Annotated in this window: 14 protein-coding genes; 9 read left to right on the forward strand and 5 right to left on the reverse strand. The window is 67.6% G+C overall.

Annotated elements, in window-relative coordinates:
* Positions 1-117: 117 nt before the first annotated feature.
* From NO931_RS08895 to NO931_RS08935, 9 genes are all read left to right on the forward strand, one after another.
* On the forward strand, positions 118-1,008 hold the full coding sequence (locus NO931_RS08895) for a DUF4129 domain-containing protein (protein WP_256391305.1): 891 nt from the start codon (positions 118-120) through the stop codon (positions 1,006-1,008).
* The gene (locus tag NO931_RS08900; RefSeq protein ID WP_256391306.1) at positions 1,005-1,568 is read left to right on the forward strand and encodes a DUF7269 family protein; all 564 of its coding nucleotides are present in this window, start codon (positions 1,005-1,007) and stop codon (positions 1,566-1,568) included. Before NO931_RS08895 ends, NO931_RS08900 begins: the two co-directional genes overlap by 4 nt.
* Positions 1,565-3,088: a DUF58 domain-containing protein gene (locus NO931_RS08905; RefSeq protein ID WP_256391307.1), complete on the forward strand. Its 1,524-nt coding sequence runs from the start codon at positions 1,565-1,567 to the stop codon at positions 3,086-3,088. The genes NO931_RS08900 and NO931_RS08905 overlap by 4 nt, the downstream gene beginning before the upstream one ends.
* Positions 3,085-3,606: a DUF7519 family protein gene (locus tag NO931_RS08910; protein ID WP_256391308.1), complete on the forward strand. Its 522-nt coding sequence runs from the start codon at positions 3,085-3,087 to the stop codon at positions 3,604-3,606. The genes NO931_RS08905 and NO931_RS08910 overlap by 4 nt, the downstream gene beginning before the upstream one ends.
* Before the next feature lie 593 nt (positions 3,607-4,199).
* On the forward strand, positions 4,200-6,272 hold the full coding sequence (locus NO931_RS08915) for a PrkA family serine protein kinase (RefSeq protein WP_256391309.1): 2,073 nt from the start codon (positions 4,200-4,202) through the stop codon (positions 6,270-6,272).
* A complete protein-coding gene (locus NO931_RS08920; RefSeq protein WP_256391310.1) occupies positions 6,272-8,551 on the forward strand; it encodes a PrkA family serine protein kinase in 2,280 nt (759 codons plus the stop codon). Before NO931_RS08915 ends, NO931_RS08920 begins: the two co-directional genes overlap by 1 nt.
* 1 nt (position 8,552) lies before the next feature.
* Positions 8,553-9,866, forward strand: coding sequence for a YeaH/YhbH family protein (locus tag NO931_RS08925; protein WP_256391311.1), 1,314 nt, complete (start codon positions 8,553-8,555; stop codon positions 9,864-9,866).
* Between the two features lie 16 nt (positions 9,867-9,882).
* Positions 9,883-11,901, forward strand: a complete 2,019-nt coding sequence (locus tag NO931_RS08930; protein ID WP_256391312.1) for a SpoVR family protein — start codon at positions 9,883-9,885, stop codon at positions 11,899-11,901.
* 71 nt (positions 11,902-11,972) lie between these two features.
* A complete protein-coding gene (locus NO931_RS08935; RefSeq protein ID WP_256391313.1) occupies positions 11,973-12,374 on the forward strand; it encodes a secondary thiamine-phosphate synthase enzyme YjbQ in 402 nt (133 codons plus the stop codon).
* A 279-nt stretch (positions 12,375-12,653) separates the two neighbouring features.
* On the opposite strand, the gene NO931_RS08940 is transcribed toward NO931_RS08935, so the two are convergent.
* The 5 genes from NO931_RS08940 to NO931_RS08960 form a co-directional block, all read right to left on the reverse strand.
* On the reverse strand, positions 12,654-13,028 hold the full coding sequence (locus NO931_RS08940) for a DUF5658 family protein (RefSeq protein WP_256391314.1): 375 nt from the start codon (positions 13,026-13,028) through the stop codon (positions 12,654-12,656).
* A 277-nt stretch (positions 13,029-13,305) separates the two neighbouring features.
* Entirely contained in the window at positions 13,306-14,028 is a 723-nt protein-coding gene (locus NO931_RS08945) for a glycerophosphodiester phosphodiesterase (RefSeq protein WP_256391315.1), read from the reverse strand.
* 47 nt (positions 14,029-14,075) lie between these two features.
* Positions 14,076-15,338: a DUF5305 domain-containing protein gene (locus tag NO931_RS08950; protein WP_256391316.1), complete on the reverse strand. Its 1,263-nt coding sequence runs from the start codon at positions 15,336-15,338 to the stop codon at positions 14,076-14,078.
* Positions 15,335-16,471 carry a S24/S26 family peptidase gene (locus NO931_RS08955; protein WP_256391317.1) on the reverse strand — a complete coding sequence of 379 codons (1,137 nt, stop codon included), beginning with the start codon at positions 16,469-16,471 and terminating at the stop codon, positions 15,335-15,337. The genes NO931_RS08950 and NO931_RS08955 overlap by 4 nt, the downstream gene beginning before the upstream one ends.
* A gap of 148 nt (positions 16,472-16,619) precedes the next feature.
* Complete coding sequence (locus NO931_RS08960; RefSeq protein ID WP_256391318.1) at positions 16,620-17,183, reverse strand: hypothetical protein; 564 nt, start codon at positions 17,181-17,183, stop codon at positions 16,620-16,622.
* Positions 17,184-17,203 lie beyond the last annotated feature (20 nt).

Raw genomic sequence — 17,203 nt, forward strand, 5'->3', positions numbered from 1 at the left:
ACGGCGTTCCGTGGGAACCGCTACCGGTACGCTTTTTTCCGGGTCCTCCGAAGGGTTCGGCAATCCGCCGACGCGGCGCCGTCGATCGGTCGGCGCCGACGCTCGGTCACGCTATCAATGCGATCTGACACCCTCGGACCAGCGGTCGCGGCCGGCCTCTGTATCGGCGCCCTCGGGCTCGGAGCGGCGACGCTGCCGAACGCCGTCGTCGTCGAATCGAACCCGATGGCGACGCCGGGCGGGGGGATCGACGTCCCGTGGTCGACGACCGCGGCGACCGTCGCCGTCGCGCTCCTGTTCGCGCTGCTCGTGGGTGCGGTGTACGCGATCAACGGCGGCGGGATCGGCGATCAGCGGTGGGCGCTCAAGGGGATTCCGGTGCTGCTGGGCATCCTGCTGCTGATCATCGTCGTGAATCACCTGTGGCTCACCGCGCTCCAGCCGCCCGACGGGTTCCCGATGCCGACCGGCAACGAGTCCGGCGGTGGCGGCGGTTCGTCCGGCGGTGGCGTCGGTGGCGGCGGTGGCGGCCTCGGCGAGCCGGTGGGACGCGGAAACATGTTCGTCACCATCGCGCTGCTCGGCGCGCTGCTGGTCGGAGCGATCGCCATCTTCGGCGCGGAGTACATCCCCGGTCGAGATGACGACGACGACACGACGCGCGCCGAAGTCGCGGCGGAGGTGCGCGACGACGAGTCGATCGGCGCCGCGGCGGGACGCGCCGCCGACCGGATCGAAGGAGCCGAGGACGGCGCCGAGAACGAGGTGTACCGCGCCTGGCGCGAGATGGCCGAGAGCGTCGACGTCGCCGATCCCCGGACGAGCACGCCCGCGGAGTTCGCCGCCGCTGCCGTCGACGCCGGACTCGATCGCGATCGGGTCGAGGAACTCACCGAACTGTTCGAGGCGGTGCGCTACGGCGACCGGCCGGTCACCGACGAGCGCGAGCGGCGGGCGGTCGAAGCGCTTCGCGGGATCGAGCGCGCCCACGGGGGTGACGAGCAGTGACCGCGACGAGCCGCGTGCTCACCGGCGTCGGCGTCCTCCTCGCGGTCGCCGGGCTGACCGTCTTCCTCGTCCCGTCGCTCGGCGGGGCGGCCGCCGCCGGCCGGTTCTACGTCGGCGCCGTCGGCGCGCTCGCGGTGCTCCAGGGCGGCCGGTACGCCCGCGACGCCTGGCGGTCGCCGCTCGTCGGCGCCGACACCGGCGATCCGGAACTCGTCTCGGGCGTCCCGACGCCGGGCGACGACTTCGACGAGGCGCTGGCGGCGACGTTCGAGGTCCACTCGCTGGAGGGCCGCAAGGAGGTCGAAGCTCGCCTCGATCCGGTCGCGCGAGCCGTCCTGGAACGGCGCCGCGACCTGTCGGCGGCCGAGGCCGAGCGCCGGCTCGACGCCGGCGACTGGACGGACGACCCGGTCGCCGCCGCCTTCTTCAGCGACGCCGCCGGCGACCGGATCCCGTTCCTGACGCGACTGCGGATCCGCTGGGGCGGGAAGTCGTCCTACGGCGTCCGCGCGGAGCGGGCGGCGGCCGAACTCGAACGGATCTGGAGGGCCGAATCGTGACCGACGACCCCGGATCGGACGCCGGCGCCGAACGTACGGACGGCGACTCCCACCGCACGGACGGCGACTCCCACCGCACGGACGGCGGCGCGGCGATCGTCGAAGAAGCGGACGACCCGACAGCGGCGTCGACGACGACGGACGACGCCGATGCCGGGACGAGCGTCGACGACGCCGACGTGGAACGAGTCGATGCCGGCGGAGAAGCCGATGACGACGCCGGGGCGGACCGACGGATCGCGTCGATCGAGGATCGGTTCACCGGCCGATGGAACGGCATCGACGCCGCGGCGCTGCTGGCGATCGGCGTCGGCGCGCTCGCCCAGTCGCCCGCGGCGTTCCTCGTCGGCGCGGTCGGCGTCGCCTACGCGGCGTACGCCCACATGGCCAGGCCACCGGAGGTCGAGCTGCGGATCGAACGCGCGTTCGGCGACGACCGACCCGATCCGGGCGAAGCGGTCGACGTGACCGTCCGCATCACGAACGAGGGCGCGGCGATCCCGGACCTGCGGATCGTCGACGGCGTCCCGCCGCAACTCCACGTCGTCGAGGGGGCGCCGCGGCTCGCGACGGAGCTGGGGGCCGGCGAAACCGTCGAGCTAAACTACTCCATCAGCGCCGAGCGCGGACGCCACGGCTTCGAGCTGGTGCGAGCGATCGCACGCGGATACAGCGGCGCCGTCGAGCGCGACGCGCGCGTCCGGTCGACGACCGACGACGAGGTGTACTGCACGCCCGGCGGGCTGCCGCCGTCGACCGATCTCTCGCTGCAGTCGCTGACGACGCCGTACGCCGGGCGCGTCGAGACAGACATCGGCGGCGACGGCGCCGAGTTCTACGCGACCCGAGAGTACCAGCGGGGCGACCCGCTCTCCAGAGTGGACTGGAACCGGAAGGCCCGAACCGGCGAGCTCTCGACCGTCGAGTTCCGCGAGGAGCGGGCGGCGTCGGTCGTCCTGCTGATCGACGTGCGCGCCGAGGCGTGGCTGCGGCCCGACGACGCCTCGTCCAGCGCCGTCGAGCGCTCCGTCGAGGGTGCGATGCAGGTGTTTTCCTCGCTGATCGACGGCGGCGATCGGGTCGGCGTCGCGGTCGTCGGCGCGACCGACCCGTGGCTTCCGCCGGGCAGCGGCGAGGACCACCGCGCGAGGGCGCGCAACCTGTTCGTCGAGCATCCCCTGTTGACCGCCGACTCTGCCGACGATCTCGTCCAGCGGCCGATCAGCGTGACGGCGCTGCGCCGACAGCTGCCCAGCCACTCGCAGGTGATCCTGTTCTCGCCGCTCTGTGACGACGACGTCATCGAGCAGGCGAAGCTGCTGGACGCCGGCGGCCACCTCGTCACCGCGATCAGTCCCGACCCCACCGCGACGGCGACCTCCGGGCAGACGGTCGCCCACGTCGAGCGCGCGCTCCGGCTCTCGGAGCTGCGCCGGGCCGGCCCCCGCGTCGCCGACTGGCAGTGGGACGAGTCGCTCGCTGCGGCGATTTCGCGGGCCGGCGAGAGGTGGTCGGCGTGACGGGCGTCGATCGGTCGCCCACCCGAACGAGCGGGCGAGTCGCCGTCCTCGCGGGCGTCGCAGCGACCGTCGCGCTGGCGACCGGCTCGCTCCCCGCGCTCGCGCTCGGCGCACCGGGCGTCGCCGTCCTCGCGGTCGGCGTCCGGCGGGGCGATCGTTCCGTCGTCTCGGTCGGGGGTTTCGGCCTGTTCCTGGCGGCGCTGCTGGCGGGCGTCGCCGGAGCGCCGGTCCCGACGACGCTCGTCGGCGCCGCGCTGGCGGTGCTCGCGTGGGACGCCGGCACCGGGGCGATCGAACTCGGCGAACAGGTGGGGCGAAACGCCGCGACGCGGGACGCCGAGTTCGCACATCTCTCGGGGACCGTCACGGTCGCCGCGGTCGCCGGCGGGCTGGCCTACGGAACGTACGCGGCGACCGCTGGCGGGCGCCCGATGACCGCGCTCATCCTGCTGACGTTCGGCGCCGTGGCGCTGGCTTCGGGGCTCCACCTGATGCCGGTCTCGGACGCCGACAGTTGAGCCGTCGTCCGGCGGCTGCGAACGCTTTCTGACGCCGTTGAGCGGTCGCCATCGACCGGATACCGAGCCGCTCGGCAGCGGCGCCGCCCCCGCTGGTTATAAACTGCGGTCACGTACCAACCGACGAGGTACCACCGTCGCCGGCTCGACCGACACGATATCGACAAGCTTTATAAGAGAAAGTATGCTGGTAAATAGGGTTTGGGGACACACTTATACGTCGTGACTCCCGTACATAGTACACGCCCCGGTGGCCGCCCGCCGGACCCCGCACCCGAGCCCGTTCGCGTCGTATCGTGTCGTCGTTCGCCGCCGAAGCCGTCGTCTCGCGGAGAGGTTTGGGGAACGACACCACATGACAGACCAACGCGACCCTCGCCCTCGCGGCGCCGCGCGGACGATGCCTTCCGCCAGCGGCGCCTTCGTCCCGCCGGCGCACCGCGTCTTCGTCGCGCCGGACGGTTGCGTCCGTCGAGCGTCGGCCACGTCGCGGCGTGGCGTCGGCACGCTTCGAACGCCGCCCTGCGAGACGATCTCTCGCGGACGACCGCCCCTGCGGGGCCCTACGGTGGAACTCGGCCGCCAGTGATACAATGTCAGGAGATACAGAGACCCTCGACGAACTGAGCCAGGAGTACAGGCAGTCGATGCCCGAAGACCTCCGGGAGACCAAGTCCTTCGAGTGGTACTTAGACGAGGTCTACGCGGACCCGAAGATTGCCCGGAACGCCCACCAGCGGGTGGCGGATATGTTCGACCACTACGGTACCGAGTACGACGAGGAGACCGGCGTCGTCGAGTACCGCCTGGCCTCGGAGGATCCGCTCCACGACGGCGAGAACCGATTCTTCGGTCGCGTCGTCCACGAGTCGATCCACGAGTTCGTCAACAAGGTCAAAAGCGGCGCCAGGCGGCTCGGCCCCGAGCGCCGCATCAAGCTCCTGCTCGGACCGGTCGGGTCGGGCAAGTCCCACTTCGACAAGCAGGTCCGCAAGTACTTCGAGGACTACACGCTGCGGGACGAGGGCCGGATGTACACGTTCCGGTGGACGAACCTCTGTAGCGTGATCGACGATCAGGACCCCGCCGACGACACGGTCCGGTCGCCGATGAACCAGGATCCGCTCGTCTTGCTCCCACAGGAGCAACGGGAGTCGGTGATCGAAGGGATCAACGAGCGCCTCGACGCGCCGTACACGATCCGTAACGAGCAGTCGCTCGATCCGGAAAGCGAGTTCTACATGGACCGGCTGCTCGCGCACTACGAGGACGACCTCAAGGAGGTGCTGGCGAACCACGTCGAAATCGTCCGCCTGACCGCCGACGAGAACAAGCGCCAGGCCCTGGAGACGTTCGAGCCCAAGGACAAGAAGAACCAGGACGAGACCGAACTGACCGGCGACGTCAACTACAGCAAGATCGCCGTCTACGGCGAGTCCGACCCGCGCGCGTTCGACTACTCGGGCGCGTTCTGTAACGCCAATCGCGGCGTGTTCTCCGGCGAGGAGCTGCTGAAGCTCCAGCGGGAGTTCCTCTACGACTTCCTGCACGCCACCCAGGAGCAGACGATCAAGCCCAAGTCCAACCCGCGGATCGACATCGACCAGGTGATCGTCGGGCGGACGAACATGCCCGAGTACAAGGACAAGAAGGGCGACGAGAAGATGGAAGCGTTCAACGACCGCACCAAGCGGATCGACTTCCCGTACGTCCTCAGCTACGAGAACGAGGCCGACATCTACGACAAGATGCTGGGCAACGCCGACGTGCCCGACATCCACGTCGAACCCCACACCCTGGAGATGGCGGGACTGTTCGGCGTCCTGACGCGGATCGAGGAGCCCGACACCGAGCTCGTGGATCTCCTCCAGAAAGCCAAGGCGTACAACGGCGAGGTCGACGAGGCCGACGACATCGACATCAAGAAGCTCCGCGACGAGGCCGAATCCAAGGCCGAGATCGGCGAGGGGATGGACGGCATCTCGCCCCGGTTCATCGGCGACGAGATCGCCGAGGCGATCATGGATTCGAAGCACCGCTCGCGCGGGTTCCTCTCGCCGCTGACGGTGTTCAACTTCTTCGAGGAGAACCTCGAACACCACGGCTCGATCCCCGAGGAGAACTTCGATCGGTACTACCGCTACCTGGAAACCGTCCGCGAGGAGTACCGCGAGCGCGCCATCGAGGATGTCCGTCACGCGCTGGCCTACGACGTCGACGAGATCCAGCGCCAGGGCGAGAAGTACATGGACCACGTGATGGCCTACATCGACGACGACACCGTCGAGGACGAGCTCACCGGCCGCGAGCAGGAGCCAGACGAGACGTTCCTGCGCTCGGTCGAGGAGAAGTTGGAGATCCCCGAGGACCGCAAGGACGACTTCCGCCAGGAAGTCTCGAACTGGGTGTCGCGCAGAGCGCGAGAGGGCGAAGCGTTCAACCCGCAGGACAACGAGCGCCTGCGTCGCGCCCTCGAGCGGAAGCTCTGGGAGGACAAGAAGCACAACATCAACTTCAGCGCCCTGGTGAGCGCAAACGAGTTCGACGACGACGAGCGCAACCAGTGGATCGACGCGCTGATCGAGCAGGGGTACAGCGAGGACGGCGCGCGGGAGGTGCTAGAGTTCGCCGGCGCTGAGGTCGCCAAATCGGAGCTGGAGGAATAATGAGTCGAGGCGACGAGTACGTCACCGCGGCCGACCGCGCGCTGGAGGGCGCCTACGAGGAGCCGATGAGCCTCGGGGAGTACGTCGACCAGGTGTTCGAGAACCCGAAGATCGCCTCCCACGCCAGCAAGTACCTGCTGGAGGCGATCGAGGCCGCCGGCACCCGGACGGTCGTCGAGGAGGGCGAGGAGGCGGAGCGCTACCGCTTTTTCGACGATCCGCACAACGACGGCGAGCATGCCATCCTCGGCAACACCGAGGTGCTCAACGCGTTCGTCGACGACCTCCGGACGATCGCGGCCGAGCGCGGGAAAAACGAGAAGATCATCTGGTTCGACGGCCCGACCGCGACCGGCAAATCCGAGCTCAAGCGCTGCCTGATCAACGGCCTCCGGGAGTACTCGAAAACGCCGGAAGGACGCCGCTACACGGTCGAGTGGAACGTCGAGGGCGCCGTCGAGAGCCGCGGGCTCAGCTACGGCGACCAGGCCGTCGAGGACGAGGACGACTGGTACGAGAGCCCGGTGCAGGTCCACCCGCTGTCGGTGTTCCCCGACGACGTCCGCGAGGAACTACTCGCCGAGCTCAACGAGTCGACCGAGGACCACATCGACCTCCACGTCGACCAGCGTCTCGATCCGTTCTCGCGGGAGGCCTACGAGTACCTCGAAGAGCAGTACCGCCGCAACGGCGCCGAGGAGCTGTTCGCGACGATCACCGATCCCCAGCACCTGCGGGTGAAGAACTACGTCGTCGGCGTCGGACAGGGAATCGGCGTGCTCCACTCCGAGGACGAGGGGCATCCCAAGCAGCGGCTCGTCGGCTCGTGGATGCAGGGAATGCTCCAAGAACTGGACTCGCGCGGGCGGAAGAACCCGCAGGCGTTCAGCTACGACGGCGTGCTCTCGCAGGGCAACGGATTGCTTACCATCGTCGAGGATGCCGCCCAGCACGCCGATCTGCTCCAGAAACTGCTGAACGTGCCCGACGAGGGCACCGTGAAGCTCGACAAGGGGATCGGGATGGACATCGACACGCAGATGCTGATCATCTCGAACCCCGATCTCGACGCCCAGCTCAACCAGCACGCCGACCGCAACGGGACGGACCCGCTGAAGGCCCTGAAGCGGCGGCTCGACAAGCACGAGTTCACCTACCTCACCAACCACTCGCTGGAGGCCGAGCTGATCCGGCGCGAGCTGACCGGCGAGAACGAGGTCTGGGAGGCCCGCGAGTACGAGGAGCTCGCGGAGAAGATCCGCGAGTCGATCTCGCTGCGGGTGCGCGACGCCGACGGCGAGATCACCGACCGCGAGCTGGCGCCACACGCCGTCGAGGCCGCCGCGATGTACGCCGTCGTCACGCGACTCGACGACGGTGACCTGCCAGCGGGCGTCGACCTGGTCGACAAGGCGATCCTGTTCGATCGGGGATACCTGCAGGACGGCGACGAGCGCATCGAGAAAGACGAGTTCGAGTTCGAGGACGAAACGAGCGGCGAGCACGGCATCCCGGTGACCTACACGCGGGACGAGCTGGCGAGCCTGCTCCAGACCGAGCGGGATCGCCACCACACAGAGCTGCCGGTTCAGGACGTCGTGATGCCCCGCGACGTGCTCAACGCGATGGCCGAAGATCTCGACGACGCGCCGGTGTTCTCGGCGGGCGAGCGCACCGAGTTCGAGAACCGCGTCGTGCCGGTGAAGAACTACGTGTTCCAGCAGCAGGAAGACGACGTTCTGGAGGCGATGATGCGGGACAAGCGCGTCGAGACCTCGACCGTCGAGGAGTACATCCAGCACGTGTACGCCTGGGCGACCGACGAGCGCATCACCAACGATCGGGGCGAGCGCGTCGAGCCGGACCCGCTGAAGATGAAGGTGTTCGAGATCGAGCACATGGGCCGGTTCTCCGAGGACAACTACGCGGGCGACGAGCCCGGTCCCGCGGTCCGGGAGTTCCGCACCGAGAAGATCATCACGGCGCTGAACCGACACGCGTGGGAGCGCCGTGACGAGGACTTCTCGGTGAGCGACGTCGACCTGACCGAGATTCCGATCATCCGCTCGCTGCTGGAGAGCTACGACTGGGACGACGTCGCGCGCATCCACGAGGACTTCGACCCGCGCCAGTGGGACGACCCGCCGGCCGACACCGAGACCGCGACCGTGAAGGAACGGACGATCGAGAACATGACGGATCTGTTCGACTACAGCGAGGCGTCGGCTGAACTGACGAGTCGCCACGTGGTCGGACAGATCGCCTACAAGTGGGATTAGCATGGGACTGCAAGACGACCTCGAACGATTCAGGGAAGTCGGGGAAAAGCGCCGCGAGGATCTGGCCGACTTTATCCAGTACGGCGATCTCGGATCGAGCGGGAAGGACGACGTTCGGATCCCGATCAAGATCGTCGACCTCCCCGAGTTCGAGTACGACCAGCGCGACCAGGGCGGCGTCGGACAGGGCGACGCCGACGTCGGCGACCCGGTCGGCCAGCCACAGCCCCAGCCGGGCGACGGCGACGAGGAGGGCGATCCCGGCGAGGAGGGCGCCGAGCACGAGTACTACGAGATGGACCCCGAGGAGTTCGCCCAGGAGCTGGACGAGGAACTCGGGCTCGAACTCGATCCGAAGGGCAAGAAGGTGATCGAGGAGAAGGAAGGCCCCTTCACCGATCTGACGCGGACCGGCCCCGACTCGACGCTCGACTTCGAGCGCATGTTCAAGGAAGGGCTCAAGCGCAAGCTCGCGATGGACTTCGACGAGGAGTTCCTCCGCGAGGTGCTCAAGATCGACGGGTGGGGCCCCGATCGGGCCTTCGAGTGGGCGCGCGGCGAGAACGTCCCCGTCTCGAAGGCGTGGATCGACGACGCGTACGACGACGTCCCCCGGGACGAGCGGACGACGTGGTCGAGCATCGACGAGTTAGAGGACAACGTCGACCGCGAGCCCGTCCAGCAGAAGATCCGCTGGGAGGGGATCAAGCAGGTCCCGTTCCGCCGCGAAGACGAGCGGTATCGGCATCCGGAGATCATCGAGGAGCGCGAGAAGAACGTCGTCGTGTTCAACATCCGCGACGTCTCGGGGTCGATGCGCCAGAACAAGCGCGAACTCGTCGAGCGCGTGTTCACGCCGCTGGATTGGTACCTGCAGGGCAAGTACGACAACGCCGAGTTCGTCTACATCGCCCACGACGCCGAGGCCTGGGAGGTAGAACGCGACGAGTTCTTCGGCATCCGCTCGGGCGGCGGGACGAAAATCTCCTCGGCGTACGAGCTGGCCGCCGAACTGCTGGAGGAGTACCCCTGGAACGAGTGGAACCGCTACGTGTTCGCGGCGGGCGACAGCGAGAACTCCTCGAACGACACCGAGCAGCGCGTCGTTCCGCTGATGGAGCAGATCCCCGCGAACCTCCACGCGTACGTGGAGACCCAGCCCAGCGGCAACGCGATCAACGCGACCCACGCCGAGGAGGTCGAGAGCCACTTCGGCGACGGCGACGACGTTGCGGTGGCGTACGTCTCCAGCGAGGACGACGTGACCGACGCCATCTACGAGATCCTCTCGACCGAGGAGGAGGCAGAACAGTGAGCACCCAGGTGAACCCATGAGTTTCGACCGCTACGAGGCCAAGCGCGAGGCATCGAAATTGCAGGAACCCGTCGACGAGGCGCGGCTGCTCGCCGAGAAGCTCGGGCTGGCGCCGTACCCGGTCAACTACTGGATCGTCGACTACGACGAGATGAACGAGCTGATCGCCTACGGCGGGTTCCAGCACCGCTACCCCCACTGGCGCTGGGGGATGCAGTACGACAAACAACAGAAGCAAGGCCAGTACGGCGGCGGGAAAGCGTTCGAGATCGTCAACAACGACAACCCCTCGCACGCCTTCCTGCAGGAGTCCAACGAGCTCGCCGACCAGAAAGCCGTCATCACGCACGTCGAGGCCCACGCCGACTTCTTCGCGAACAACGAGTGGTTCGGCATGTTCACCGACGCGCGGGGCGACGACGAGGTAGACGCCGCCGCGATGTTAGAGCGCCACGGCCGGTCGATCCGCGAGTACATGGCCGACCCGGACGTCGAGCAGGCCGAAGTCGAGCGCTGGATCGACAACGTGCTCACACTGGAGGACACGATCGACCAGCACCAGACGTTCTCGGCGTCGCACCTGCTGGGCGGGCCCGACGCCGACGACGAGGAGCTCGACGACGACCTCGCCGAGAAGCTCTCCGAACTGGATCTGAGCGACGAGGTGCTCGAAGAAGTGTTCGACGAGGAGTGGGTCGAGGACCAGGAGGGCGACGGCGCGGCCGCATCCTTCCCCGAGACGCCCGAAAAGGACGTCATCGCGTTCCTCCGGGAACACGGCAAGCGGTACGACGAGGAGGCCGGCAAGGCCGTCGAGTTCGAGCCCTGGCAGCGCGACATCATGGAGATGCTGCGCGCGGAGTCGTACTACTTCGCCGCCCAGAAGATGACGAAGGTGATGAACGAGGGGTGGGCCGCCTACTGGGAGTCGATGATGATGGGCGAGGAGGCCTTTGCGGGCGCCGACGAGTTCCTCAGCTACGCCGACCACCAGGCGCGCGTGCTCGGCTCGCCCGGGCTGAACCCCTACAAGCTCGGCAAGGAGCTCTGGGAGTACGTCGAGAACACGACGAACCGCCGCGAGGTGCTCGACAAGCTACTGCGCGTCGAGGGAATCTCGTGGCGCAACGTCGCCGACACGGTCGACTTCGACGACATCTTGGAGCAACTGGAGCCCCCGGACGCGCTCGATTCGATCACGAGCGACACGCTGGACGCCGTCGCCGAGTTGCCGGACGAGTACGTCGACCGCGAGGCGCTCCAGCGAGCGCGCGACGGCGAGATCGACGTGGACAAGTACCCCTGGAAGGTGCTGACCTACGAGGGGCTCGCACACCGGCACTACTCGCTGACCAAGCGCCAGAACCGCGGCTTCCTCAAGCGCGTCGGTCAGTCGGAACTCGAACGGATCGGGCGGTACCTGTTCGACGACGCGGTGTACGAGAGCGTCGACGAGGCGCTCGACGACATCGACCACGCGCGGGGCTGGGACCGGATGCGCGAGATCCGCGAGAGCCACAACGACGTGACTTTCCTCGACGAGTTCCTCACCCAGGAGTTCGTCGACGAGAATGAGTACTTCACCTACGAGTACTCTCAGGCCGCCGGGCAGAACCGCGTCGCCAGCACCGACTACGAGGACGTCAAGAAGAAGCTCCTGCTGCAGTTCACTAACTTCGGGAAGCCGACGATCGTCGTGCAGGACGGCAACTACAACAACCGCAACGAGTTGCTGCTGGCGCACCGGTACAACGGCGTCATGCTCGACATCGAGCAGGCCCAGCGCACGCTCGAACGCGTCTTCGACCTCTGGGGGCGCCCGGTGAACCTGATGACGATCGTCAAGACCGTCGACGAGCACGACATCGAGGTCGCCAAGCGCCGGAACCGCGAGCCAGAGCCCGAGGAGCAAGGCCTGCTGATCCGCTACGACGGGTCGACCTTCGAGGAGCGCGAACTCCCCTGGGAAGAGGTCGAGGATATCGCCGCCAGCGACGTCGACTACGACACCAAGCCCGACGACTGGCTGGCCTGACCCGGCACCTTCCGGCGCTCCGGCGGAATCGCCCCGACGCGTCTTTTTGATCGCGGTTCGACCATTCACGCATGGCTACGACGAGTTCATTCGATGTCTCGACCGACGAGCGCACCGACACCGTCGACGTGACCGATCACGTCGCGGCGTCGATCCCCGACGACGTCGAAACCGGGATCTGCACCGTGTTCGTCCAGCACACCACCGCGGGGATCAGCGTCAACGAGAACGAGTCGCGGCTTCGCGACGACACGGAGGGTTTCTTCGAGGAGCTCGTCCCTGACGAGGGCCACCGCCACGACCAGCTCGACGGGAACGCCGACTCGCACCTGCGCGCGACGCTGGTCGGCGCGAGCGAGTCGATCCCGGTCGAGGACGGCGACCTAGCGCTCGGGCGCTGGCAGTCGATACTCCTGCTGGAGTTCGACGGTCCGCGATCGCGGGAGGTGACGGTGACCGTCGTCGGCGAGTGAGCATCGGCGTCCGGCGCCGACGCTGCCGACGGGACGCTTCGTGACCCCGACTCGACGCCAACACGCCTCCGTGTGACGCCGACGCGTCCTCGCGCGACGCCGCCAGCGAGCCCGGCGCGATGAGGCGCTGGAGGGTGTCGCTGCCGGCTGTCGTGAGCAAGACCGGCGCGGCTCCGGCATCGAATCGGAGCCACGCGGTCAGCCCCAGAAGGCCCGCGACGAGAATGAGACGATCGTCGCGCAGCAACGTGGTGGGCCGGGTGCGATCGCGGTGCGGCGTCACGTCGACACGGTGAGGATGACCGACGCGTTCCAGCTGACGACGGTCAGGCCGATCAGACACAGGCCGGCGGGGATGGCGGCGGCGTACGGCGCGGGCAGGCGCCAGGCGACGAGCGCGAACGCCGCCATCGTCACCGCCTTCCAGAGCGTCAGCAGGAGAGCAACGCCGAGAAATCCGGGTGCAAGTTCGATCAGCGCCGCGGGGATGGGGTTGCTCTCGCTGGCGCCGAGCTGCAGTCCAACCAGCGTCGAGGCGAGATCGCCGACGCCGTAGACGGCGATCGCCAGCCCCCACAGCGAGCCGACGCTGGCGAGCCAGCGCGACGGCGAGGCGTCGACGCCGCCGAGCAACACGTCGCTGCCCGGCGTCACGGCTCTCGCACCTCCGAACGCGGTATTCGAACCTCGTGATACGCTCGACGCCGTCGACGATCCCCCCAGATCATTGTTGAGCGACGGCCTCCGCGAGAGCGGCGGCCGGTACGCTCGGCTGACGGGAGATGGCCTGATTGATATATTTACCATACCGTTGCGAAGCGAGCGGTTACCGGGACGGTATCAGGACGCGTTCGAGGATCAGGGAAACGAGATCTCCCTCGATCAGCGTCGTTTGCGGCCGACAAGCGCCGTCTCGGCCGGTAGGACCCGCCTACGCTTCGCGAACGCCGGCGACGGTGCGGTAACGGTCCGGCACGACGCCGCTCCGGTCGGTGACGACGCCGTCGACGCCGAGGCGACACAGCGCTCGGACGACCAGCGGGTCGTCGACCGTCCAGACGTTGACGCCGAGGCCGAGCTCGCGAGCGCGGGCGACCAGCGGCGAGTAGAAACACAGCGTGAATCGCGGATGGACGAACTGGCAGTCGAGTTCCACGGCGGTCGTCACCGGACGATCGCGGAGCCGGTCGGCGAGATACGCCGTCGGGATCGACGCCGAGTAGGCCCGAGTCTCCCGCAGCGCCTGCTCGGAGAACGACGAGACGATCGCCCGGTTCGCGACCGCGTCGAGGGCGGCGACCGCGTCGGCCGCGATCCCCGACGCCTTGAGTTCGGCGTTGACCGCGACACCCTGTGGAACAGCCGCGAGCGCGTCGTCGAGCGTCGGGATCGACTCGCCCGACCCGAGCACGTCGAGCGCGCGCAGTTCAGACAGCGACAGCTCCGAGACTTGGCCCGTCCCGTCGGTGAGCCGATCCACCTCGGCGTCGTGGAGCACGACGAGCTCTCCCGACCCGCACCGTCGGATGTCGATCTCGACGGCGTCGGCGCGCCGGCCGGCCCGCCGGAGCGCGGCGATCGTGTTCTCGGGCGCCTCGGCGGCGTAGCCGCGGTGGGCGATCTCCATCCGGCGACCCCTTCGGCTGGCACTCACCTAAATGTCTCCCGGGAGGACGACTGTCGTCTCCCGAGAGTCGCGATCTATTCGTCGGCCGACGGCGGTGGTTCGACGTCGAAATCGTCGCCCAGCAGGTCGTTGATGTCCGTAACCTCCGGATCGGAGGGTTCAGCGCCGTCATCTGCAGGCTCGGTCTCATCGAAGGCGTCGGACTCCGAGACGTGCTCAGAATCCTCGACTGGAACGAGGTCGGTACCGGGCGGATCGAACGTGTACGCGACGTCGCCGTCGAGGACGGCGAACAGTCCAGTCGATGGGTCCTCGACCACGCGCCGGTCGCTGTCGATGGCGACGTCGACCAGCCCTTCGAGCGATTCGGTCTCGACTGTCGTTCGCCCGCCCAGATCGTCGGGCAACCGCCCGACGGTGATCCAGTCGTCGAACTCTTCGCGCTCCCGACGGACAGCGCGGCGACGGCGTCGCTGCGGGTCGATGCCGAGACGACCGGTGTGGTGCGCCCACCCCAGACCAACCAGCCCCGCGATCGCACCGAGAGCCAGTGCGGGCCCGCCCAGCGACCGGAGCGGGCCGTACTCGGCCGGAACTGTCCGCTGATGAGTCACGTCGTCCGACCAACTCCCGCCCTCGGACGTGACGTCGTAGGTACCGCCGTCCGTCGTGATCGTCAGCACGTCTTCGCGGTTGCGATCGACGGTCTCGTCGGCGACGGTCACGGTCGCGTCAGTCACCGCGACGACCCGGATCGATGGTTCTCCTGCCGCAGCGCCGAGGTCGGTCTCGATCCGTCGGATGCGGTCGCGGACTCGCGAGACGTTGACGGTCGCAGTCACGTTTTGGCGTTCGCCCGGCGCCAGCGCGCCGGACGACGTTCGATCGAGACGCTCGGTCGTCTCCCAGAGCACGTCGTCTCCGTCGGTCGATCGGACGACGAGCGACAGGTTCGTCCGCACCGCAGCCGGTTTCGTCGCCCGATGACGGTACGCGTACTCGACGTTCAGCTCCGGACTGGCGCGCGTGAAGTACGTCGACCGATCGTCCAGTTCGGTTCCGTTCGCGAACACCTCGGTGTCGCGCTGGACCGTCGCGGCGTGGTCGAACCGACCGGCGTCGGACCACGTTCCGACGACCTCGCTCTCGGTCTGTTCGCCGGGAGAGACGTGGGGCGCATACGTGACGCCGGCCCCCAGCGCCGCAAGCAGCAGCAACCCGGCAACGACGAGTGGAAGCTGGGTCGCAGCGAACTCCCGTGCTCTGTGTGTGATCCCACCCGGCGTGTCGTCGACCGTTTTCGACGGCTGCTCCGGCGTGTCAGTCGTGCCTGTCATCGTCGAGAGATCGTTCGGCTAGCGTTCGAAGTCCGTGTTCGGATCGATCCAGTCCCTAGTGCTATTCGTAGCGCGCCGGCCGTCCCTCCCGCGAGTGCGGACGCAACTGTCAGGACAGCTAGCCACGGATGCACCGAGTGGGCCGCCAACACGACGGACCGCGGAAGGACGGCGACGTACTGGTATCTGGAAAGCGACCTGACGTAGTACCCGGTCTCGGACGGTGCGGTGATGCTCAGCGTCGCTGCGGCAGCGTCCCGAGACCCGACCCGCTGGTGCCGCGGAGCGATATCCACGCCTGGGCTTGTGGGTTCAGTGACGGCGTACACGGGGAGGACGCCTCTGTTCCGGACTGTGACTGATCGATCGCGAGTTTCGCCGGTCGGAATGACGTTCGCGGCCTCGGAGTTCGTCTCGGCGCTCACGATGCCGTACTCCTGCGTCCCGCCGGCGACCAGCATGCTGCCGGCAGCGGCGAGGAACACGACCGCCGCTACGGCGACCACGACGGTACGCCCGTCGTAAACGCCGGTACGCGAACGGTCCCGATCGCGGCTGCGCCCGGGTTCCTCATCCTTCAGCGACCCGGCGACGAGCGATAGGACGCCGACGCCGAACAGCAGCAACGTTAACCAGTGAGTGTGCTGTACTGCGCGTATCCCGGTCAGTCCGGTCACTCGCGTCTGTACCGCGCCAACGCCGTCGTTCAACGCTTCGACCCCCGTTCCAAGATTCGGGATGACGACGGGATTGCCGTCAACCTGCCATGCCGTTGCGACGACCTGTCCGTCTGTGACGTACGGTTCGGTCCCGTCCTGATCAGTGAACGGGTTCCCGTCGCCCTTCGTGACGTATCCTTGGTCCGTGACCTCGACGACGCGATGGGTTGTGAGACCGCCGCCGTGGAGCTTCTGGGCCCGAAAAACGATAATATCTCCCTCCTCGACGGGACCGGCGACTTCGGCGGGAATCGAAACGTACCCGTCACCGGGCGCTAACGTCGGCTCCATGCTGTCGGTCTCGACGTAGGACAGCAGAACGGGCTGGCCGAGCAGACTGCCAACGACGAGCGTCGCCGACAGCATCAGCACCGCCCCACCGACGACCGTTTTGACGCGCGAGCTACCGATCATACGTGCGGACCGTGGCAGTCATCTATTTGAGGAGACCACGGCCCAGCCCGATATTTTCTCATCTATAGTATTGTTAATTACTATATCTATTTAAAATTCTTGGATTAGTGTACTTAAAAAATCGCGCCTCGTACCGACCGACCCCGCGTCACACCGTGGCCGCGGCGCCGATCGTGAGCGCGACCTGGTACTCGTCGTTCCGAACATCCACGCCGTGCGTGTCGACTTCGAGCCCGCACGCGAGTGACTCCCCGACGCCGATCGACTCCGATGGAGCTGATTCCGTCAGCACCGCTCCGCTTTCGACGTCGAACACCGAGACCGACGGAACGTCGTTCTGGACCGTCTGGGCGCCGTACACTGCGACCGGCTGTGTGCCGTGGTTCGTGACGGTGAACAGTCCACCGCCCTCGGAGTCTGCTGCGTCGCCGGCGAACCGGTAGGTCGAGTCTGTGCCGAGTCCCGTCGGGGTTGTTCCCGCGTAATCGCCGTCGTCGTCGCCCGGAAGCTCGAACTCGACGGTCCCACCGTCGATCTCGGAGCGCTCGCCGGCGCCGACTTCCTCGAGTTTCAAGACGGCGTCGTAATCCTCTTCGACGTCGACGTTGACCGTCCGATCCGCCTCGACGCTCGTGAACGCCCCGCTGCCCGCCGCGAGCCCGAGGCTAGTCGCGACGCCGCCGAGACCGACGACGAACGATCGTCGCCTCATAGGCCGCCCCTCGTCCGTAC

It is taken from the genome of Natronoarchaeum rubrum (genome assembly GCF_024494695.1).